Source organism: Streptomyces cyaneochromogenes (assembly GCF_003963535.1).
GTDB classification, from domain to species: domain Bacteria; phylum Actinomycetota; class Actinomycetes; order Streptomycetales; family Streptomycetaceae; genus Streptomyces; species Streptomyces shaanxiensis.
In genome coordinates this window covers 7,360,046-7,376,177 of sequence record NZ_CP034539.1, presented here as the reverse complement: position 1 = coordinate 7,376,177, position 16,132 = coordinate 7,360,046, and the positions used below count along the sequence as shown (strand labels likewise).

The 16,132-nt window shown below is 67.2% G+C and carries 17 protein-coding genes and 3 pseudogenes; 7 read left to right on the top strand and 13 right to left on the bottom strand.

Going from position 1 to position 16,132, the window contains the following annotated elements:
* Positions 1-4 precede the first annotated feature (4 nt).
* Positions 5-1,225 (top strand): S8 family peptidase, encoded by a 1,221-nt coding sequence (locus EJ357_RS33750; RefSeq protein WP_228472695.1) that lies wholly within the window; start codon positions 5-7, stop codon positions 1,223-1,225.
* An 87-nt stretch (positions 1,226-1,312) separates the two neighbouring features.
* Here EJ357_RS33750 and EJ357_RS33745 read toward each other — a convergent pair whose 3' ends face one another.
* Positions 1,313-1,759 (bottom strand): hypothetical protein, encoded by a 447-nt coding sequence (locus tag EJ357_RS33745; RefSeq protein ID WP_126395482.1) that lies wholly within the window; start codon positions 1,757-1,759, stop codon positions 1,313-1,315.
* Between the two features lie 94 nt (positions 1,760-1,853).
* On the bottom strand, positions 1,854-2,330 hold the full coding sequence (locus EJ357_RS33740; protein WP_126395481.1) for a hypothetical protein: 477 nt from the start codon (positions 2,328-2,330) through the stop codon (positions 1,854-1,856).
* A gap of 121 nt (positions 2,331-2,451) precedes the next feature.
* Between EJ357_RS33740 and EJ357_RS33735 the strand changes: the two genes are divergently transcribed.
* On the top strand, positions 2,452-3,147 hold the full coding sequence (locus EJ357_RS33735; RefSeq protein ID WP_126395480.1) for a hypothetical protein: 696 nt from the start codon (positions 2,452-2,454) through the stop codon (positions 3,145-3,147).
* 99 nt (positions 3,148-3,246) lie between these two features.
* Complete coding sequence (locus EJ357_RS33730; RefSeq protein WP_126395479.1) at positions 3,247-3,795, top strand: hypothetical protein; 549 nt, start codon at positions 3,247-3,249, stop codon at positions 3,793-3,795.
* 72 nt (positions 3,796-3,867) lie between these two features.
* On the opposite strand, the gene EJ357_RS33725 is transcribed toward EJ357_RS33730, so the two are convergent.
* The 9 genes and pseudogenes from EJ357_RS33725 to EJ357_RS33675 form a co-directional block, all read right to left on the bottom strand.
* A complete protein-coding gene (locus EJ357_RS33725; protein WP_126395478.1) occupies positions 3,868-4,119 on the bottom strand; it encodes a hypothetical protein in 252 nt (83 codons plus the stop codon).
* A gap of 213 nt (positions 4,120-4,332) precedes the next feature.
* The gene (locus tag EJ357_RS33720; RefSeq protein WP_228472694.1) at positions 4,333-4,938 is read right to left on the bottom strand and encodes a hypothetical protein; all 606 of its coding nucleotides are present in this window, start codon (positions 4,936-4,938) and stop codon (positions 4,333-4,335) included.
* Positions 4,939-4,984: 46 nt separating this feature from the next.
* Positions 4,985-5,695: a hypothetical protein gene (locus EJ357_RS33715; protein WP_126395476.1), complete on the bottom strand. Its 711-nt coding sequence runs from the start codon at positions 5,693-5,695 to the stop codon at positions 4,985-4,987.
* On the bottom strand, positions 5,692-6,978 hold the full coding sequence (locus EJ357_RS33710) for a putative T7SS-secreted protein (protein ID WP_126395475.1): 1,287 nt from the start codon (positions 6,976-6,978) through the stop codon (positions 5,692-5,694). The genes EJ357_RS33715 and EJ357_RS33710 overlap by 4 nt, the downstream gene beginning before the upstream one ends.
* Positions 6,978-7,304 (bottom strand): DUF6317 family protein, encoded by a 327-nt coding sequence (locus tag EJ357_RS33705; protein ID WP_093911592.1) that lies wholly within the window; start codon positions 7,302-7,304, stop codon positions 6,978-6,980. Before EJ357_RS33705 ends, EJ357_RS33710 begins: the two co-directional genes overlap by 1 nt.
* 219 nt (positions 7,305-7,523) lie before the next feature.
* On the bottom strand, positions 7,524-7,808 hold the full coding sequence (locus tag EJ357_RS33700) for a hypothetical protein (RefSeq protein WP_126395474.1): 285 nt from the start codon (positions 7,806-7,808) through the stop codon (positions 7,524-7,526).
* A 597-nt stretch (positions 7,809-8,405) separates the two neighbouring features.
* Positions 8,406-9,136 (bottom strand): annotated as a pseudogene (locus EJ357_RS33690) (IS630 family transposase); the annotation flags it as partial.
* Between the two features lie 81 nt (positions 9,137-9,217).
* Positions 9,218-10,570 (bottom strand): IS110 family RNA-guided transposase, encoded by a 1,353-nt coding sequence (locus tag EJ357_RS33680; RefSeq protein WP_126395473.1) that lies wholly within the window; start codon positions 10,568-10,570, stop codon positions 9,218-9,220.
* Between the two features lie 229 nt (positions 10,571-10,799).
* Positions 10,800-11,141 (bottom strand): annotated as a pseudogene (locus tag EJ357_RS33675) (helix-turn-helix domain-containing protein); the annotation flags it as partial.
* 320 nt (positions 11,142-11,461) lie between these two features.
* Between EJ357_RS33675 and EJ357_RS33670 the strand changes: the two are divergent.
* From EJ357_RS33670 to EJ357_RS33660, 3 genes are all read left to right on the top strand, one after another.
* A complete protein-coding gene (locus EJ357_RS33670) occupies positions 11,462-12,106 on the top strand; it encodes a hypothetical protein (RefSeq protein ID WP_175647612.1) in 645 nt (214 codons plus the stop codon).
* Positions 12,103-12,363 carry a hypothetical protein gene (locus tag EJ357_RS33665; protein ID WP_126395471.1) on the top strand — a complete coding sequence of 87 codons (261 nt, stop codon included), beginning with the start codon at positions 12,103-12,105 and terminating at the stop codon, positions 12,361-12,363. The genes EJ357_RS33670 and EJ357_RS33665 overlap by 4 nt, the downstream gene beginning before the upstream one ends.
* 68 nt (positions 12,364-12,431) lie before the next feature.
* On the top strand, positions 12,432-12,704 hold the full coding sequence (locus EJ357_RS33660; RefSeq protein ID WP_126395470.1) for a hypothetical protein: 273 nt from the start codon (positions 12,432-12,434) through the stop codon (positions 12,702-12,704).
* 148 nt (positions 12,705-12,852) lie between these two features.
* Here the strand turns inward: EJ357_RS33660 and EJ357_RS33655 are convergent, their stop codons facing one another.
* Entirely contained in the window at positions 12,853-13,974 is a 1,122-nt protein-coding gene (locus EJ357_RS33655; RefSeq protein WP_145978905.1) for a hypothetical protein, read from the bottom strand.
* Positions 13,965-15,227: a hypothetical protein gene (locus tag EJ357_RS33650; RefSeq protein WP_126395468.1), complete on the bottom strand. Its 1,263-nt coding sequence runs from the start codon at positions 15,225-15,227 to the stop codon at positions 13,965-13,967. Before EJ357_RS33650 ends, EJ357_RS33655 begins: the two co-directional genes overlap by 10 nt.
* Before the next feature lie 739 nt (positions 15,228-15,966).
* Here EJ357_RS33650 and EJ357_RS50995 point away from each other — a divergent pair.
* Positions 15,967-16,127, top strand: a pseudogene (locus EJ357_RS50995) (ISL3 family transposase); the annotation flags it as partial.
* Between the last annotated feature and the right edge of the window lie 5 nt (positions 16,128-16,132).

The following is a 16,132-nucleotide window of genomic DNA, read 5'->3' as shown; positions in this document are numbered from 1 at the left end:
CACGGTGAAGTTTCAAAGCATACGCGCGACCTGCACCGCGGTAGCCCTCACCGGCCTGGTGGGCACGCTGGCCACCACGCCCGCGCAGGCGGCCACGCCGGTCGGCTGGGAAGGGCAGGCGCTCGGGCTGTCCGCGGCGCAGCAGCAGAGCCAGGGCGAGGGAATGACGGTCGCGGTTCTCGACTCGGGTGTGATGGAGGACCATCCCGCCCTCAAGGGCAGGGTGACCACCGGCCCCGACTTCCTCAAGGACGGGCTGGAGCCGGGAGACCCGAAGTGGGGAGAGCATGGCACCGCCATGGCCTCGGACGTCCTCAAAGTCGCTCCCAAGGCCAAGATCCTCTCTGTGCGCGTGATCGACGACAGCGATGACGAGACGCCCGACGTCAAGGACCTGGAAGAACTTCGGAACCAGGGCAAGAGCCCCATCGAGGCAGGCATCCAGTACGCGGTCGACCACGGGGCCGACGTGATCTCCATGTCGCTCGGCAGCAGCGACTGGTTCAACACCTACTCCGCCGAGGAGTCCGCAGCCGTGGACTACGCCCTGCTCGCGGGCGTGCCGGTGCTCGCCTCAGCCGGCAACTCGGGCGACGGGCTCAACAGCGTTTCGTACCCGGCCGGTTACGCCGGAGTGATCGCGGTGGCCGCCACCCAGCAGAACGGCACCCGCGCCGAGTTCTCCACGGTGCACACCTACAACGACGTCGCCGCGCCGGGCGTCGCCATCACCAGTGCGACGAACAACGGCGGCTACAAGGCGGTCAACGGCACCTCGCCTGCCTGCGCGCTGGCCGCCGGCGTCGTGGCGCTCATGAAGGCGAAGAACCCGAAGCTGACCCCCGCCCAGGTGAACGACGTCCTGATCGCCAGCGCCAACCGCCCCGTCGGCGGCGGCAGCGCCCTGCTCGGCTACGGACAGATCGACGCGGCCGCGGCCGTGAAGGCCTCCTCCACGCCGCCCGCGGACAAGACGGCGCCGATGGCGTACAAGGGCAAGCAGTACCTGGGGACGCCGGACGGCACGCCGAAGACCACGCACCCCGAGCTGGAGCAGGAGCTGTGGATGACCGGCGCGGTCGCCGGTGGCGTGGGGGTGGTGATGCTGATCGGCGGTGTGCTCCTGATTCGGTCCGGCCGCCGCAGGACACCGGCGCCCGCGCCGGTGCCCGGGCCGATGGGACCGGCGGGCACGATGCCGCCTCAGGGGCCCAATCCGGGCTGAGTCCCCGGACTGCTGCTCGATGAGAAGCTCCTGTCGGCCGGAGGCGCGCATGCGTTCCTCCGGCCGACAGGAGTTTTCGCTTCCCGTTCAGGCAGGTGGTGCGGCGGCAACCCGGTCAAGGTCCTGTGCCAGCCCCGAGCAGTCATGTCCACCCGGTGGATCCGGCTCGTACACCCAGGCCAGGGCCGCCAGTTGCACCAGCAGCAGTACGGGGACGAGGCACACGGCCACCATGGCCACGCGTCCCTGCCACGCCGCCCCCGGTCGCTGCCCCCGCCGACGCGCCCCACTGCGCAGGCCCGTCAGAAGCAGCAGGGCTGCCAGCGCACACACCGGGCCGGCCCAGGCGGTGACGTACATGCGTGTGGACGGACCCAGATACCGGCAGTTCTGGAAACTGTCGCCCTCGAACGAGAAGTGCGCCGCCACCAGCCCCGCCGAGGCGACGACCAGGACGGGCACCAGCAGGGACCAGCGGCGCCAGGAGGTGGGCGAGGCTGCGGTGGTGGGTTTGGGGTGCGTGTCTGTCCTCATCGGGTGTGGTCACGATCGTCGCGGGGTGCGTGGGGCATGGGAGCTGGGGAATGGGGCGATGTGCGTGGGGCCTCTGTTGCTGCCGGCTGCCTGATCAATAGAAGAACAACTCAAGATCTTCGATGGACCCCGGCCCGGTCAAGAACCCCTCGGCTTCGGCGATCTCACCTTCTGGTGGCGGGCAGCCCTCCCGGAGCTGCTTCATCCATATCTCGCCCTGCTCGCCGACCGCGTAGATGCCGGACAGCAGCTCGGCCATCCCCGCAGGGTGCGCCGGTCTCTGCCCGATGACGGGTTGGAGCTCCCACCCACCCGCCCGCGCCGCCAGCCGAAGGACACCGGCCCAGTTGGCGATACGCCCGATGCGCACATGCCAGGAGTCCTCGGTGAACGGCGGCAACCGCCCACCGTGCAGCGCATTGGTCGCCGCCCTGATGTCCGCCATCACCTCCCGTTCCACGGCATCGCGGACCCAGCCTCCCTCTTGCGCTTCGTCGATGGCGGCGGACCACCACTCCCAGGCGCCCTCCAGCCGGGCGGTGAACGAACAACTGCTGACGATCCGATCCATCCGCAACTCCCTACGCCTACCCCCGCCGAGAGCCGAGCCCACGCTCCTCCTCGGCACTCGCCGACCGTCAGCTACGATCCGCTCAGACAACTGCCGGGAACACAGTGAGAGACATAATCGCGTGAGATTCTCGGAGTTGCTCACCTGGTCGGGATTCAAGGACTGGATCTCAGGTCCCGCAGCTCCCGACCATCACGCCATCGCTCGCGAGGCCCGCACGCGGGCCAAGGCAGCCCTTCCCGCCGGAGAGCGACTCAGCGATTCCCACGTAGTCGCGATCGGCGAGGGCGTTCCGACACCTCCGAACCGCCTGCGGCCGGACGTGTTCTCGCAACCGGAGGCCAGGTCGACCAGTGATCGCTGGCTGAACCGCGCGGCCAGGACCGAGCAGTTCCTTGACCGCATCAATCCGGTGAACGCGGCAGTGGACGCCTTCGACAACCGGGGCGAGCGCAAAGAGCAGGCGCTGTTCGGGGAGTGGGGCAGCGCTGCGGGGCACATGGCAAGCGCTCTGCAACCCCGTGAGGAATGCCATGCCGTGTCGGTCCTCCTGCTGGGGGACCGCGGCCTGCACCTGGTCCACGTCCAGAAGTCTCCGGACGGGCGGGAGGTGGAGCCAGGTATCCGATACGGGTGGGGTGTTCCTCGGGCACGTGTGGCATGGATCCGTAAGCGCAATGGCGCGCGCCACGGCACCCACGAGATCGGGTTCGATGACGGATCTTGGGTGAGCGTCCACTTCCCTGTCGCCGGCTGGGGAACGCTGGTGGAAGCCCTCGCCAACCTGAACGGCGGCTCCGGCGGCCCGGCCCGGTGATGCACAGTCCCGTTTCGTTCCCGGAGCCGCGAGAGGGAAAGGGAAAAGGGGGAGGATATGCGAGAACCATCTGTGCGGGGACGGGATACACAGGTCCCCATGGACAAGGCCGCCTTCGACCACCCGGGGACTCGTACTGCCTGGGACAAGGCAAGGCGCGCGATCCGCACACGCCTGTCGCTCGCGACCTTCCTCTTCGTGGCGTCGTTCGTCACGCTCAGCGTGCTGCAGGGGTTCGGCATCGTCGCTCTGCCCGGCACGGAGAAAAAGGACGGCGGCATCCTCGGCTTGGTCCTGAGCCTGCTGCTCTTTGTCTACGTCGTTTTCCTCTACCTCTACGTCAGCACCCTGCGCTCCCTCCAGCGAGTCCGGCGCCTCCTCGAGGCCCACCCGTGGCGACGGATTCCCGGGGCTCGCAGGCACCCCGCCCTCAAGGATCCGAACGGCGTGCCCATCCAGCTCCAGCTGAACGAGTCGGCAGGGCCCACTCAGTCGGACCACTTCTTGTCGGCCCGCGGTGCCGTCCACCGCCGCCACTGGCCGCAAGCCATGGAGTACGGCGCCTGGTACGCGGGCGATGTCGAGGGCCACGGTGTCCTCGCTCTCCCCGGCGGCACCGACCTCATGGAGGTCGAGCCCCGTCGCTGAGCCGGGGCAACGCCCGCGGAGGACCAGCGTGCAGCGCGAGTGCGCGGCCGGCCCGGACGTGGCCTCGTCGAACTACCGGTAGGAAACAGCCTTCTTGACGATGGCCGCGCCACCGAAGGGATCGTCGCCGGCGAACGACACGCCGTTCTCGATGCCCGTGGGCCAGCCGTAGCGTACAAGGACGGATTTCGCCTGCATCGTCGTCGATTGATCAGCCTTCTCGCCGAAGCGCAGTCGGAGCCTGACCTCGCGTACTTCTCCAGATTCATCTTCTCGATCGGCCCACGGAATTCCATGGGGTACGTACGGAAGACCCGCGAGCACCTCCAGATCAAGGAGAGCCTCGCGTAGAAGCCAACCGCGGTGATCAAAGATCCAAACATCCCGATGATCGCGAGAGGGATGAGGTATTCGCGACGCCGTAATGGTCCTTCAGCGCACGCCTGACATCCGCTCCGGCCGTCGCGCCAGGCACCTGACCGATCTCTTGCACAGCATCTCTCCCGGATTCGGCCCGGGGCCGCCCGCAAAGGCCGACTACCGATAACGCACAGCCCTCTTGATCCCGGCCCGCTTGGCCTGCCCGATGCGGACCTCCCCGGCGCTGTCGCGCTCCTTCGCCGACAACGCCCACTCGGTGGGCTGCATGAAGAGCAGCTCACCACTGCCGGGCACGATGGCCGCGCCGCCGAACGGATCGTCCCCGGCGAACCACACGCCGTTGGCGATGCCGTCCGGCCAGCGGGAGCGCCCCAGGGGGTCCTTGGCCAGCAGGGTCACCGGCTGACCGGCCTTGTCGCCGTATCGCAGGTGGAGCCGCAGGGGCCTTTCCAGCTTGACCTTCTCGACGGGCGAGCGGAATTCCAGGGGGTACGTACGCAGGGCCCGTGCGCACCGCCAGGTCAGGAACAGACGGCCGTAGAGAAGGAAAAAGGCGAACAGGAATCCGAACATTCCCACGATGGCCACCGGCAACAGGTATCCGCGGACGTCCATCGGCCACAGGAACATCTGAACAAACAGGACCGCACTGGGCAGGCCGAGCTTCGCGAACCGCGCGAGCGCGGAGCGGTAGTAATACCTCAGTGCGCCCTTGAAGTCCGTGCCGTCCGTCGCATAAGGCGCCTGCGCGGTCTCTGACACAGCGGAACCTCCTGTTTCGCCCGTGCTCATTCGAAGGGGTTCCTTTTCATCCGAAGGGATTCCTCGTATCGGACCCGGCCCCAGGAGCTCCGAACGGTCCGGACGCGCCGTTCGCCGCGGCCGGTGCCGCCGGGTCGGTGAAAGTCACCGTACGGGCGACGCCCAGCAGCACTCCACGGTAGTCGTCGGCGAGCTGCGTGGACGAAGTCACCAACTGCACGGTGATGACCGACGAGGAGCGCGTGTCCGGAATGACCACCGTGCCCTGCCAGACCGTGTCCTCCACGGGCTCGTCCTGCCCCTCGGGCGGAGCGCCCGGCGACACGGTGCTCCGTTCCGACTCGATGAGGAACCCCGTCCCGACCGGCAGTTCCACCGGAACGACGCCGTTGTCCACGCCGGTCCCGGCGCCGGCCGCCAGCATCTGGGTGAGCGCGGCCTTGGCGTTCCCCTTGGGCGTCGCGAGCGTGGAGACCGTCAGGACGGACATCAGGGGGTCGCCGTTGTCGTCGGGGTGCATTCCGAGGGCGCAGCCCTGGACCTGCTGGCTCTGCAGCATGCTCACCACGACGGCATAGAGGCGGAACACCTGATCGGCGCGGTCACGGGCCTCAGCGGGCAGCTCGTTGATCTGCCGGGCCATCTCCAGGAGTCCCTCGGCCGTCGGCTGGAGGTCCAACTTGAGGTAGCCGTACGGGAGTCCGTACCAGTACTCCGGCTTTGGCGCGGGCGGCGCGATGTCAAGGAAGCTGTTCACAGTCGGATGCCCCTCATCATTTCGCCCATGTCCGTCAGGATTCCGATGGCGCCGCTCTTCAGCCCGGTCGAGGCGGCGCCGATCTTCGTCACCTCGGCGGAATCGTGTCCGTAGCCGTTCTTCGGAAGAACGCCGGCGGTCTCCAGCGACGACGCCGCGTTCGCGAGTACGTTCGCGCCTTGGATGGAGTACTGAAGCGCTCCGACCGCGGGATCCGTCGCGGCCTCCAGAGCCTTGAGTTTGAAGGCCGGCACGATTTCACTGCCGAAGTTGGCCATCTTCGACCCGAGTGACAGGGCCTCTCCACCCTCCCGGGCAACCGCCGCCGCGAGCCCCGCCTCACTGCCGGCCCTGGCGAGCGCTCCGACGCCGGGCACCATTCCGAGGGTGTCACCGACCATCGCGCCCCAGGCGAATGCCCCTTCCTTCCACCCGTACTTGCCCATCAGGGAATCCCTGAAGTCCTCGCTCGAGAGGTTCTTGGTCATGGCGAGCGCGCTGGCGCCCACGGCGATCGCCGCGAAGATCGGCGCGGCCGGCGTCGGGAGGAGGGCGAGGAGACCGGCGATCGCGCCGATGGTTCCGGCGTGCTCGTAGATCTGCTTACCGACCCAGGCGATGCCCTCACCGATGGCCTGAACGGCCGACATGAACCAATTCGGCTCCTTCGGAGCCAGCTTGTCGTCGGCCTCGTCGAGCTTTCCGGCGATGAACTTGGCCCGCTCGGTGTGGTCGCCCTCCAGCTCTCGCGCCTTCTTGATGACGTCGTTGTACGCGGTGGTGGCGTTGTTGAGCTGGGTGGTGGCTTCGTTCAGCGCGCGCTCGGCGGCACGCAGCCGAGCCGTAGCGGCATCGGCCTCCGCCTGGGAGGGATACTCCTTCCCTGCGAGCTTGAGGTCCGGGTGCTTGCTGGCTTCGTCATGACGCTGCTGGGCCGAATCGCGGGCGGTCTTCTTCTCCCCTGCGGCGTCGTCGTACTTCTTGGCCAGGTCGCGGTGAGATGCCAGGTCGCCGTCCCAGGTGCCCAGCCAGCCGGCGGCCTTCCCCAGGGACTGCCCGGCGTTCCTCATGTACTCCTTGAGGTCACCGTCGAGGGCGTCCCGGAAGGCATTTGCCGCGTCCCCCTCCCAGGAGGAACTGGCCGCGAGCAGTCTCTCGATCTGGCTGTGGCAGTTGTCCAGCGTGTCTGCTGCGGACTTCACCTTCTTCTGCAGCGTCGAAACCGCTTCCGGTACACCGGGAACGGGATTCCAGCCGAGGTTCGCATACGGGTTGGCAGCCATCAGCGGGTCCCCCCTGCGTTCGCGGCCGCCGTGTCGTTCATCTGCTTCAGGGCCTTGGACAGTTCCTCTTCGAACTTCTTGTAGCTCAGCATGGTCGTCTCGACGCCCTCGCCGACCGCCTTGATCAGGTCCTTCAGCTGGTCGGTCCCGTACGCCCACCTGTCCTGGAACGTGTCACAGGCCTCGTCGAGCCGAGGCGTGCCGATCTGGTCGGCCCGGACATCCGCGAGCGCTTTGCGCGCCCCCTCCAGTTCCTCAACCGACCGCTTCAATGTGTCACCAAACGACTTCAAATGGTCAAGATCGACCTTGAATTCCCCAGCCACTGAGGACCCCCTTGTTGGTTGCGCGAAGCGATCAGTTGCGACGCAGGGGGCGATAGGGCACCCCCGTGGCGATGACGCGGGCACAGACTATCGTCGAGTCTTGGAGATTTTGTGACGACTGAATCGTCACATTGAGTGAGCGAGCGATCATGAAACATTCGAGTGCACGCGCCCTGCCATTTCAAGATCGCCAACAAGATCAACGAATGGCCGATCGAGTCAGGCGCGTTCGAGGATTGCCAGCGCGAACGCCAACGGCAGTGCGGCAACGGCCAGGACGAGCCCCGTAGCCGCCACCCCAACACGGATCTCCCGCTTACCCCTGACCCCCAGGTAAGCGGCGATCAACGGCAGGAGGCAGCAGACAAGAAAGCTGTAGTGCCAGCCCTCTTCCTTGACGAGGAAGACGGTGACCCCCAGACAGGCCGGCACCGACGCGACGCTCATGGCCTGGCAACGCGAGAGGAAGAGCTCCAGGCTGTCGCTCCCGCCGAGGAATGCCATGTTCCGGACCGCCTTCTGTGCCTGTACCGCACGGTGGCCGGGGCCACGGGTGCATCTGAGGGGCGTACGCTGATGATCTCGCCGCAGGTGAGCATAGTGGGCCATATGCATAGTCGTGCCGCGTGAGGTACGCCCGCGGACGCCCCACACCCACACCGGCACCGGCACCGGCACCGGCACCGGCACCGGCGGGCAACTACTCACCCGCTGGGCCGCCTGCCCGCAACTGGATTCCACGCCAGCCCATTTACCGGCCTCCCAGCTCTTCGCGTCGCGCCTCACCTCAGTCGCCTTTCGCGGCGCACGGGCACCTAGCGAAGCAATCGTCAGGGCGTCACAGGAGCAGAACAACCGTGGGCTTTCGCGGAGCAGACGGCGAAAGCCATGAGTGCGGCGCGTTCATAAGCAGACCCCGCTTTTTCGATCAGGACGCCATCGTCCCGATGACACCACAGGCCTGTAGAAGTGCATTGCCCACGTCCGTTCATGAGCGCGGTCGGGGTGACCACACGGCTCCAGCACTGAGAGTGATCCCAAAACCACAATTCAGCCGACGCCGACACTCCGCAAGACGCATCGCAGCTACTGAGTTTGAACTCATGAAGTCGTTGAGGTGAGGGATAGGCCGGTCCCGGCGAGGCATCCGTCGATGAGGTGGGGCCGGTACTGGATCTTTCTCATCCCTTGTCGGATGGTCTGGATGAGGTGCTCAGGTGTGGTGAAGGCGGTGTTGGACAGCCAGCCGCGCCGCAGCAGCGACCAGATGCCCTCGACGGGGTTGAGGTCGGGTGCGTAGGAGGGCAGCTGGTAGACGGTCAGCCAGTCCTGCCGGTCGATGAACTGCCGCATCCCGTAGGCGAGATGGACGTTGAGGTTGTCCCAGACGAGCACGATCGGCCCGCCGAGCTGGATGTGAGCGGTGGTGAGCAGGTCGCGGTAGTCGGTCCAGGCGAAGCTCTTGCGGCCGTCACGGCGGCCGTCGTCGCGGCGCGGCCGGTAGATCAGCCGCGAGCGTTCACCTGGCTTGTAGCAGGCCAGGGCAGCGATCGAGATCCGGCGGCGGGAACGGCCGCGGACCCGGATCACGGGCGTGTGCCCGCGGCGGGCCCAGGTGCGGGCAACCGGCGGCGTCATCGAAAAGCCGGACTCGTCCTCGAAGACGATCCACGCCCCGAGCGCCGCCGCGAGGTTTCCACCTGCGGCCAGGTCTCCTTCACCCAGCCGGTGACCTGGTCCTCGTCGCGTTCGACGGCCCGTCTGGCCGGGATCTGGCAGGAGAAGCCATGCCGGATCAGCAGCTTGCGCACCCCTTGCAGGGTGTAGCTGAACGGAAAATCGAACCCTGGGCGGGCAGGCGGCAGCGTCCGTTCTGCGAAGCAGAACGGACGTCTTGATCAGGGGCAGTGGGTTCAGACCGTGGGGGTGAGGGCAACCTGGTGCCCGAGTGCCTGCAGCTGGCGAACCAGGTCGCGGGTCCTGCGCGCGGGATTGAGGTGGCGTTGGTGCCAGTCGGGCCCGAGCTCCCGGTAGGAGGCGTCGAGGTCGTTGAGTAGGTGCCAGGCGATGACGAGTATCGAGCGGGCGACAGCGACCAGGGCCTTGGTATGGCCACGACGTTTGACGATGCGGCGGTAGCGGGCGCCGAGGAAGGTGTCGGTGCGGGCAGCGGCGCTGGCGGCTTCGCCCAGGGCGCCTCTGAGCCAGGGGTTGCCTTTGCCTGCCGGACCTGCGGTGTTCTTTGCGCCGGACTGGATGGTTCGCGGACACAGCTTTGCCCACGAGACCAGATGCTCAGGGGTGGGGAAGCAGCTCATGTCCGGGCCGATCTCGGCAAGGATGATCTGAGCCGTGGCCTGCCCGACGCCCGGGATGGCGTCCAGGCGCTCGGCCAGTTGCCGCCCGGTCATGTCAGCGCGTACGGGCGGCGTGCTGGTGTTGGCGGTGGCAGATGGCACTGGCCCGGTATCGGCATGCGGAGCCGCAAACTGATCCATGAGGTCTGTGACCAGCCGGTCAAGTTCCTGAATCTGTGCGGTGAGATGGTCGACGGTGCTCAGCAGCACGCTCAGCAGTCGGGCGTGATGGTCCTCGAACTGCCCGGTCAGCGCCTCAGCCAGGGCAGCCTTCTTCTTCACCAGGCTCCCTTTGGCGAGATCCGCCAGGATTCTGGGGTTGCGCTCACCGCCGACAAGTCCATCGAGCATGGCCCGGCCGGAGAGGCCGAAGAGATCAGAGACGACTTGGGAGAGCTTGATCTGCGCGTCCTGCAGGGCCTTGTCGACCCGGTGCTTGTGACGCGTGCGTTCCTGGACGAAGACGGTGCGGGTCCGGGTGAAATCCCGCAGTTGCCGAATGGGCTTGGGAGGCACGAACGAAGCCCGGATCATGCCCCGTTCGGCGAGCTTGGCCAGCCAGACCGCATCCAGCTTGTCTGTCTTGGGCCGGCCAGGGACGTTCTTCACCTCACGCGCGTTGACCAGCCAGCACTCCAGGCCGCGAGCTTCCAGGAGATAGAAGAAGGGCCGCCAATAGCTGCCCGTCGCCTCCATTACTACTCGCTCGACGCCTTGGCAGACCAGCCGATCGCCGAGCTCCAGAATCGCGTTCGTGGTGGATGCGACCGTCCAGATCTGCTGGACCCGCCTGCCCTCGATGGTGTCGTGCGGAAGACGCAGACACACCATCCCGGACGCCTTGGCGATGTCGATCGCCGCGACTCGGGCAACACTTCCGTCGTCGTGGTCCTCCTTCAGTTCCTCCATGTCTTTCCCCCTTGCGCACGGTGCGGACAAGGGGCTGCCCGGAGAGCCTGAGGGGAGGTGGAGAAGCTGAACGGCGTGTTCGAGACGACAGTGCGCGGCCCCCTCGGACGGCTCCCTCACCAGACTCTTGTGCGGGCTCGCAACCCAAACTACAAGCGGCGTCGGCGGGCAGCCCCAAACAGATTTTCACGCCCGCGAGGCGTCAACCGTAGGTGAACGCCAGACTCTTGTGGAAGCGCCGCCCGATCACGGTCTTGATCCGGGACAGTGTCCACCTCTGGTCAGGCCAGCCGTGCGCCACCGGCCCCTTCGCCAACTCCGCTTCCAGCTGGGTGAACTGAGCCTCGCTCAACCGTGGCACGGACGCGGATCCCGCTGATCGCAGGGCCCGCGGACCACCCTTGTCCCATAATCGTCGCCACCGCTGGACCGAACGGACGCTGACCCGTAACTCCTTCGCAATCGCCGAGCTCGGCTCACCCTGCGCGAACCGCTCGGCGGCCATCATGCGGATGCCCTCGCGGAACTGCCGGCGTTCGTCCGACAGTCCGCCACCCTGCGCGTACCTCATGACAACGGCGTACCGCGAGGATCAAGCCCTGTCAGTACCTACGACAACCCGAGTTCAAGCTCAGTAGTGCCGAGCCAAAACCCACCCGGGAGACGTCGTCAGGGCTTCACGGGAGGGGAAAGGGCGTGGGTTTTCGCCGAGCGCTCGGCGAAAGCCATGAGGGCGGCGCGTTCGTGAGCGGGGCGCGGGTCGCTCGCAGGGGTCTTGCGCTGGTCGTCCTGCTCGGAGGCGGGAAGCAGCGCGAACAGGTCAACGCCGTCAGAGCACTTGGCCGCAAGCGCCCGCTGGCCACATTAAGGGCTTCGCTAAGCTCACGGACCATGTTGCCCCCGCACACGCCCTCCCCCGCACCGGACGCCACGGTCATACGCACCGGCCGCCGCGGCGCCGTGACCGGGCTCCCCTGTTCCGTCCTCCTCATCGCGATCGGCGCGATCGGCGTCTTCGGCGCTGTCGTAATTGCTACCGGGAACCAGAAGGGAGAATTCACAGCCGCAGGGTTCGCGGGCCTCGTCTTCATGCTGGCGCTCGGCGCGCTCGGCGTGTTCCTCTTCATCGGCCATTGGGCGAACCGCCGCAACAGGATCCTCCTGGACCACACAGGCCTGTGGGTCGACAACGGAAAGCTTCGCAACGTCATCCCCTGGCAGACGCTCGCCGGAGTCAGCCTCTACTGGAGCAAGCTCGGCCGAAGCCAGAAGGTCTACTCCCTGGAGCTGTTCCCCGCCGGCCCCATCGACCAGGACGACCCGGTCCTGTGGGGCCTGGTCCGCGACGAGGAGCCGTTGCATCCCGGCCTTCCCCGCCTGCGCTACCGACTCCCCTTCCCGCCCGCTTTCCTGCAACAGATGGTCGCGGCTGTGCAGCAGCACGTCCCACAGCTGTGGCTCGGCGAGTCCGAGCGCGCGACGGGCCATATCGGCCGTCCCGACGTCAAGGGGCATCGGAAGCGGGGACTTCAATGAAGGAGGCGGAGGAAAAGGCGGCGAAGGTCCTACCGGCCGGTGAGTGGCTCGTGGCCAGCCAGTCGGCCTGGCCCGGACGCCACGTTCCCAAGCCGCGTAGGGGGCGCCGTCCCCGTGTCCTGCGCGGTCTGCGGATGCCCGGCGATCGCTGGGAAGGAGTCAAGGCCCGGTTCTGGTTCTTCCTGGTGGTGACGGATCTCCCCGGCGCCGCCTTCGAGGCCCTGTTCGACTGGGAACGCAAGAGGGCAAGCCCCTGAAAGGCGGTTGGAACAGCCTCGCCGGGCAGTTCACCGCAGCGCTGCATCCCATTTCCAAGACGACGGGCGTGGTACAGGTGCTCCTGCTGACCGACCGGCATCTGCGGGTCACCTACGTCCAGCGGGGCCGCCGGAGTGCCGAACTGGGCCACGCCGAGCCCGGTTGGGCAGTGGACATCCGCCAGGTCGCCTGGCTACGCAATCGTGACGACGTATCCAACAAGAACTACGAGATCGGATTCACGGACGGCTCCTGGACCCGCGTCTACTTCTCGCCGGTGGACCGGGACTTCCTCGAACGCCTTCCGTCCCAGCTCCGGCGCGACGCGCCCACGCCGTGAGCGGCGGTGACAACTGCGGCGCCCCTTCGCTCGACGGATGACCGCCGTCCCGGGCCGCAACCCCGCTGCCGCACCGACCAAGCATGCCCAGGCCATGCCTCGAGCCCACTCATCTCCAGCCGAGTCACAGCCTGCCCAGGGGACGCCGTCAAGGCTTCACAGGACTGGAACAGCCGTGGGCTCTTGCCGAGCGCTCGGCGAAAGCCCTGAGGGCGGCACGTTCGTAAGCGAGGCCCGGATCGCTCGCGGTGGCCTTCCGCTCGTCGGCTCTCTCAGAGGTGGGCAGCAGCGTGAACAGGGCAAGGCCGTCAGGGCACTTGGCGGTCGTCCAGCTGCGCAGGCCACCGGTATCGCGGTCATGCGCGGGGACGTCGGGGGACGGCAGGTCCTCCTCCCCTCCGAATTCCTGATAGTTGACAAACGACTCTTGCGCAAGAGGGCCGAACTCGGCGGCAAGCACATAGCGCTTACTGAGGTCAGCGCCGGCCAGTCGGCAGACCTCGTAAGGCGCATCCCCGCGGGCGGTCTCCGTGGCGATGGACACTCCCGGTGCCGTAGGAATGCCAGAGCACGTCCCGTCCGCCGTGTCGAGCGGCTTGTACTCGTCCTCGTTCACGGGCAGGTCGAGATCGCGTACTGGCTTTCCCAGCTCGGCATCGCAACGCCGGGCCTTCGATGCCTTCGCAGCGGTGGAAGTGGCGATCTTGACGAACTCCGGCCTGTTCACCGGGTTGTCGAGTGTCTTGTCGAGCTCTGTCTCGACGGTGACGTACAGGCCCTTGACGCTGCCGGCCTCGGTGCACTCCAGGACCACACTCGCGGTCACCTCCTCGGCATCGTCCGCGCCAAAGAGGTCTTCGTCGGCCTCGACGGGATCCGGGTCGGCCCCGAACAGCCCCGTCCATCCATGGCCGACCGGAACGGAGAGCGCGTCCCCTCCGGCCGGGCCCGTGTAAAGGGAGTCCGGACTCTGCCCGGCATAGGCAGTGTCAAGGATACGGATGTAGGCGGTGCCGCCACCGTCGACGTGCACCTTGCAGACGGCCACCCATCCGTCACCGCCCCAGTCCTCGTCCTCGGCCTCAACCGATCCCGGCCCGAGAACACTGCGCACCACGTTCCGGTCGAGGAGGCCACCGCAGGCGCCGTCGAGTGCCGACTCGTCTTTCCAGCGCTGGAAATCTCCGTGCGCGGCCAGATATCCGAAGACGGCAACGGCCGTAGCAACCAGGGCAGTTATCGCCCGGAGGGCGATCCGCCTCACCGCCATCCCTCCACCTCTCCGAGGATCTCGGTGCCGTGGCACCGCTGCTGCCGGGGCCAGCCGTCAGGGTCGGTGAGATAGCTGTCCAGGAGTTTGCGGGCGTTCCGGGAGTACTCGTTCCGTTCGGCATCGCTGAGCGTGCGCTCGCTGTAGTCGGCGTCCTCCATGCCCACCGTGACTCTGTGGTAGGTGCTGCCGGCCGCGCACTTCGACCTGGCCCACAGGGCGAGCTCGGTCGGCTCGCTCTCCGGGACGACCTTCGTACGACGCCCTGCCTGGAACACCGAGCTGTCACCGGTGCGGTCGTACTGGTCGAGGGCGGCCCAACCGAGAGCCCCAGCCCAGCTCGCCGCAGAGGCATCGATCGCGTCGTACTCCAAGGACGGATCGATCTCCGCCGGGTCCTCCCGGTCCCTGACGGTGGCCGTGCAGACGCTCAGCAGCCGAGAGTCCTGCAGGTCGCCGCTGGCGGTCCAATTGCCCGCGAAGCCCGCGCGTTTGCCGAGTCCGCGGCACTTCTTGACGCCCAGGCCGGGCTCGTCGATCCGAACGGTCCTGATATTGCTGCCGTCCGGATCCGCGGTGACCTCGGCCTCATAGGTGTCGATGAGCCGCGTGGGCTTTGCCAGCGGTGTGCCACCGCAGTTCTGCGCCTCGGTGATCCCGTTGGCGACCTGAACGGCGGTGGTGAAGTCCACGAGGTGCTTGGCCTGCTTCCCCTTGCCCGGAACGGGCAGATCGACATCGGCTGTCACGTACATCGCGGATACGTCCCGCACCTGGCCGTCGAGTCCGCCGGCGCACTCGGCAACAATCCACGCCCGCCCGTCCTCATCGACCCTGCCCGTGAGCCCGGGCACCTCGTACGACCCCTCCCCGTCTTCACCGGCCGCCACGATGTCCTCGAGCTTCACCGACATCGGCATCGGGGAGACAAGCGCGGCGGCACGTACACGCACCGACCCGTGCCCCGGCCACGTCACGGCACAATTCACCAGCGAACGGCTCTCCTCATCGGGCTCCAGCACGGTGCCGTACTGGCTCACTTCGCCCTCGACGCCGTCGGGTACGAAGCCGCTGAGTTCCTCGTACGGCAGCAACCCTGCGCAGGCATGCTTCAACTGCGCCCGATTCGCTGCCGCCTGGCCGCCCCCGGAACCATCGAAGCCGAGGAAGACGCCGACTGCCCCGCTTGTGAGCAACACGAGCGGCAGCCCTATGACCAGCGGCTTGCGCAACCGCTGTGGCACCCGGACCACGAAACGAACCCCCTGTTTACTGCCGGTGGATCCGAGTCGCTACCGGCGGATCAAGACGTAGAACCCATCAGCGCGGAAGCCACCTATGAGCACCCTGCCGCCTAAGGCAAGCAGCCCGTCCCCGTTGACAACGACCGCCGACATGCCTGTTTCGCTCACTCGGCTACAGGTTCATTCACCTCAGTCGTACGAGGAGAGCGTATGAGCGGGAACATGCCAATCAGGAGCCGAAGATACCGGATCCTCCTTTGGGTAGCACGTAGTTCAGCGGGCCACCCATCGAGCGAACCCGCAAAGTGGGCGGCGCGATGTGGACGCGGCTCATCCGCGGGCCGCAAGCGCCCCCTGGCCACGCGAAGGTTCGCAAAGCTCACGCACCATGTTGCCCCCGCACATGCCGTCCCCCACACAGGTCGCCCCGGCGCCATGACCTGGCTCCCCTGTCGGTCGGCCCGACAACAAGGGGCACCGGAGGCACGGACTTCAATGAAGGAGGCGAGGGAAAGGGCGGCGAAGGTCCTGCCGGGCAGTGAGCGGCTCGTCGTCGGCCGGCCGGCCTGGCCCGGGCGACGTGTTCCCAATCCACGCAGGGTCGCCGTCCTCGTGCGCTGCACGGCTTGCGGATGCCAGCTACTTCATGGAGTCCGTGACACACAACCGGCGTTCACCGGCGCATGTGCCGCCCAGGCCAACACCAACCCCCAGTAACGCCAAAGGACTTGAGCCCCCACCGGCGGACGTCCAGGCCGACGACCTGCCCGCCCTTCACGGCTTCGTCAACGGACTCGGCCAGGACCTCGACGCGGTGGTCGCCGGGATCAGCCTGCGCTACAGCTCCGGCGCCTCGAGGACCACAACAACAAGATCAAGATGCTGAAGCGGCAGATGTTCGGCCGCGCCACTTC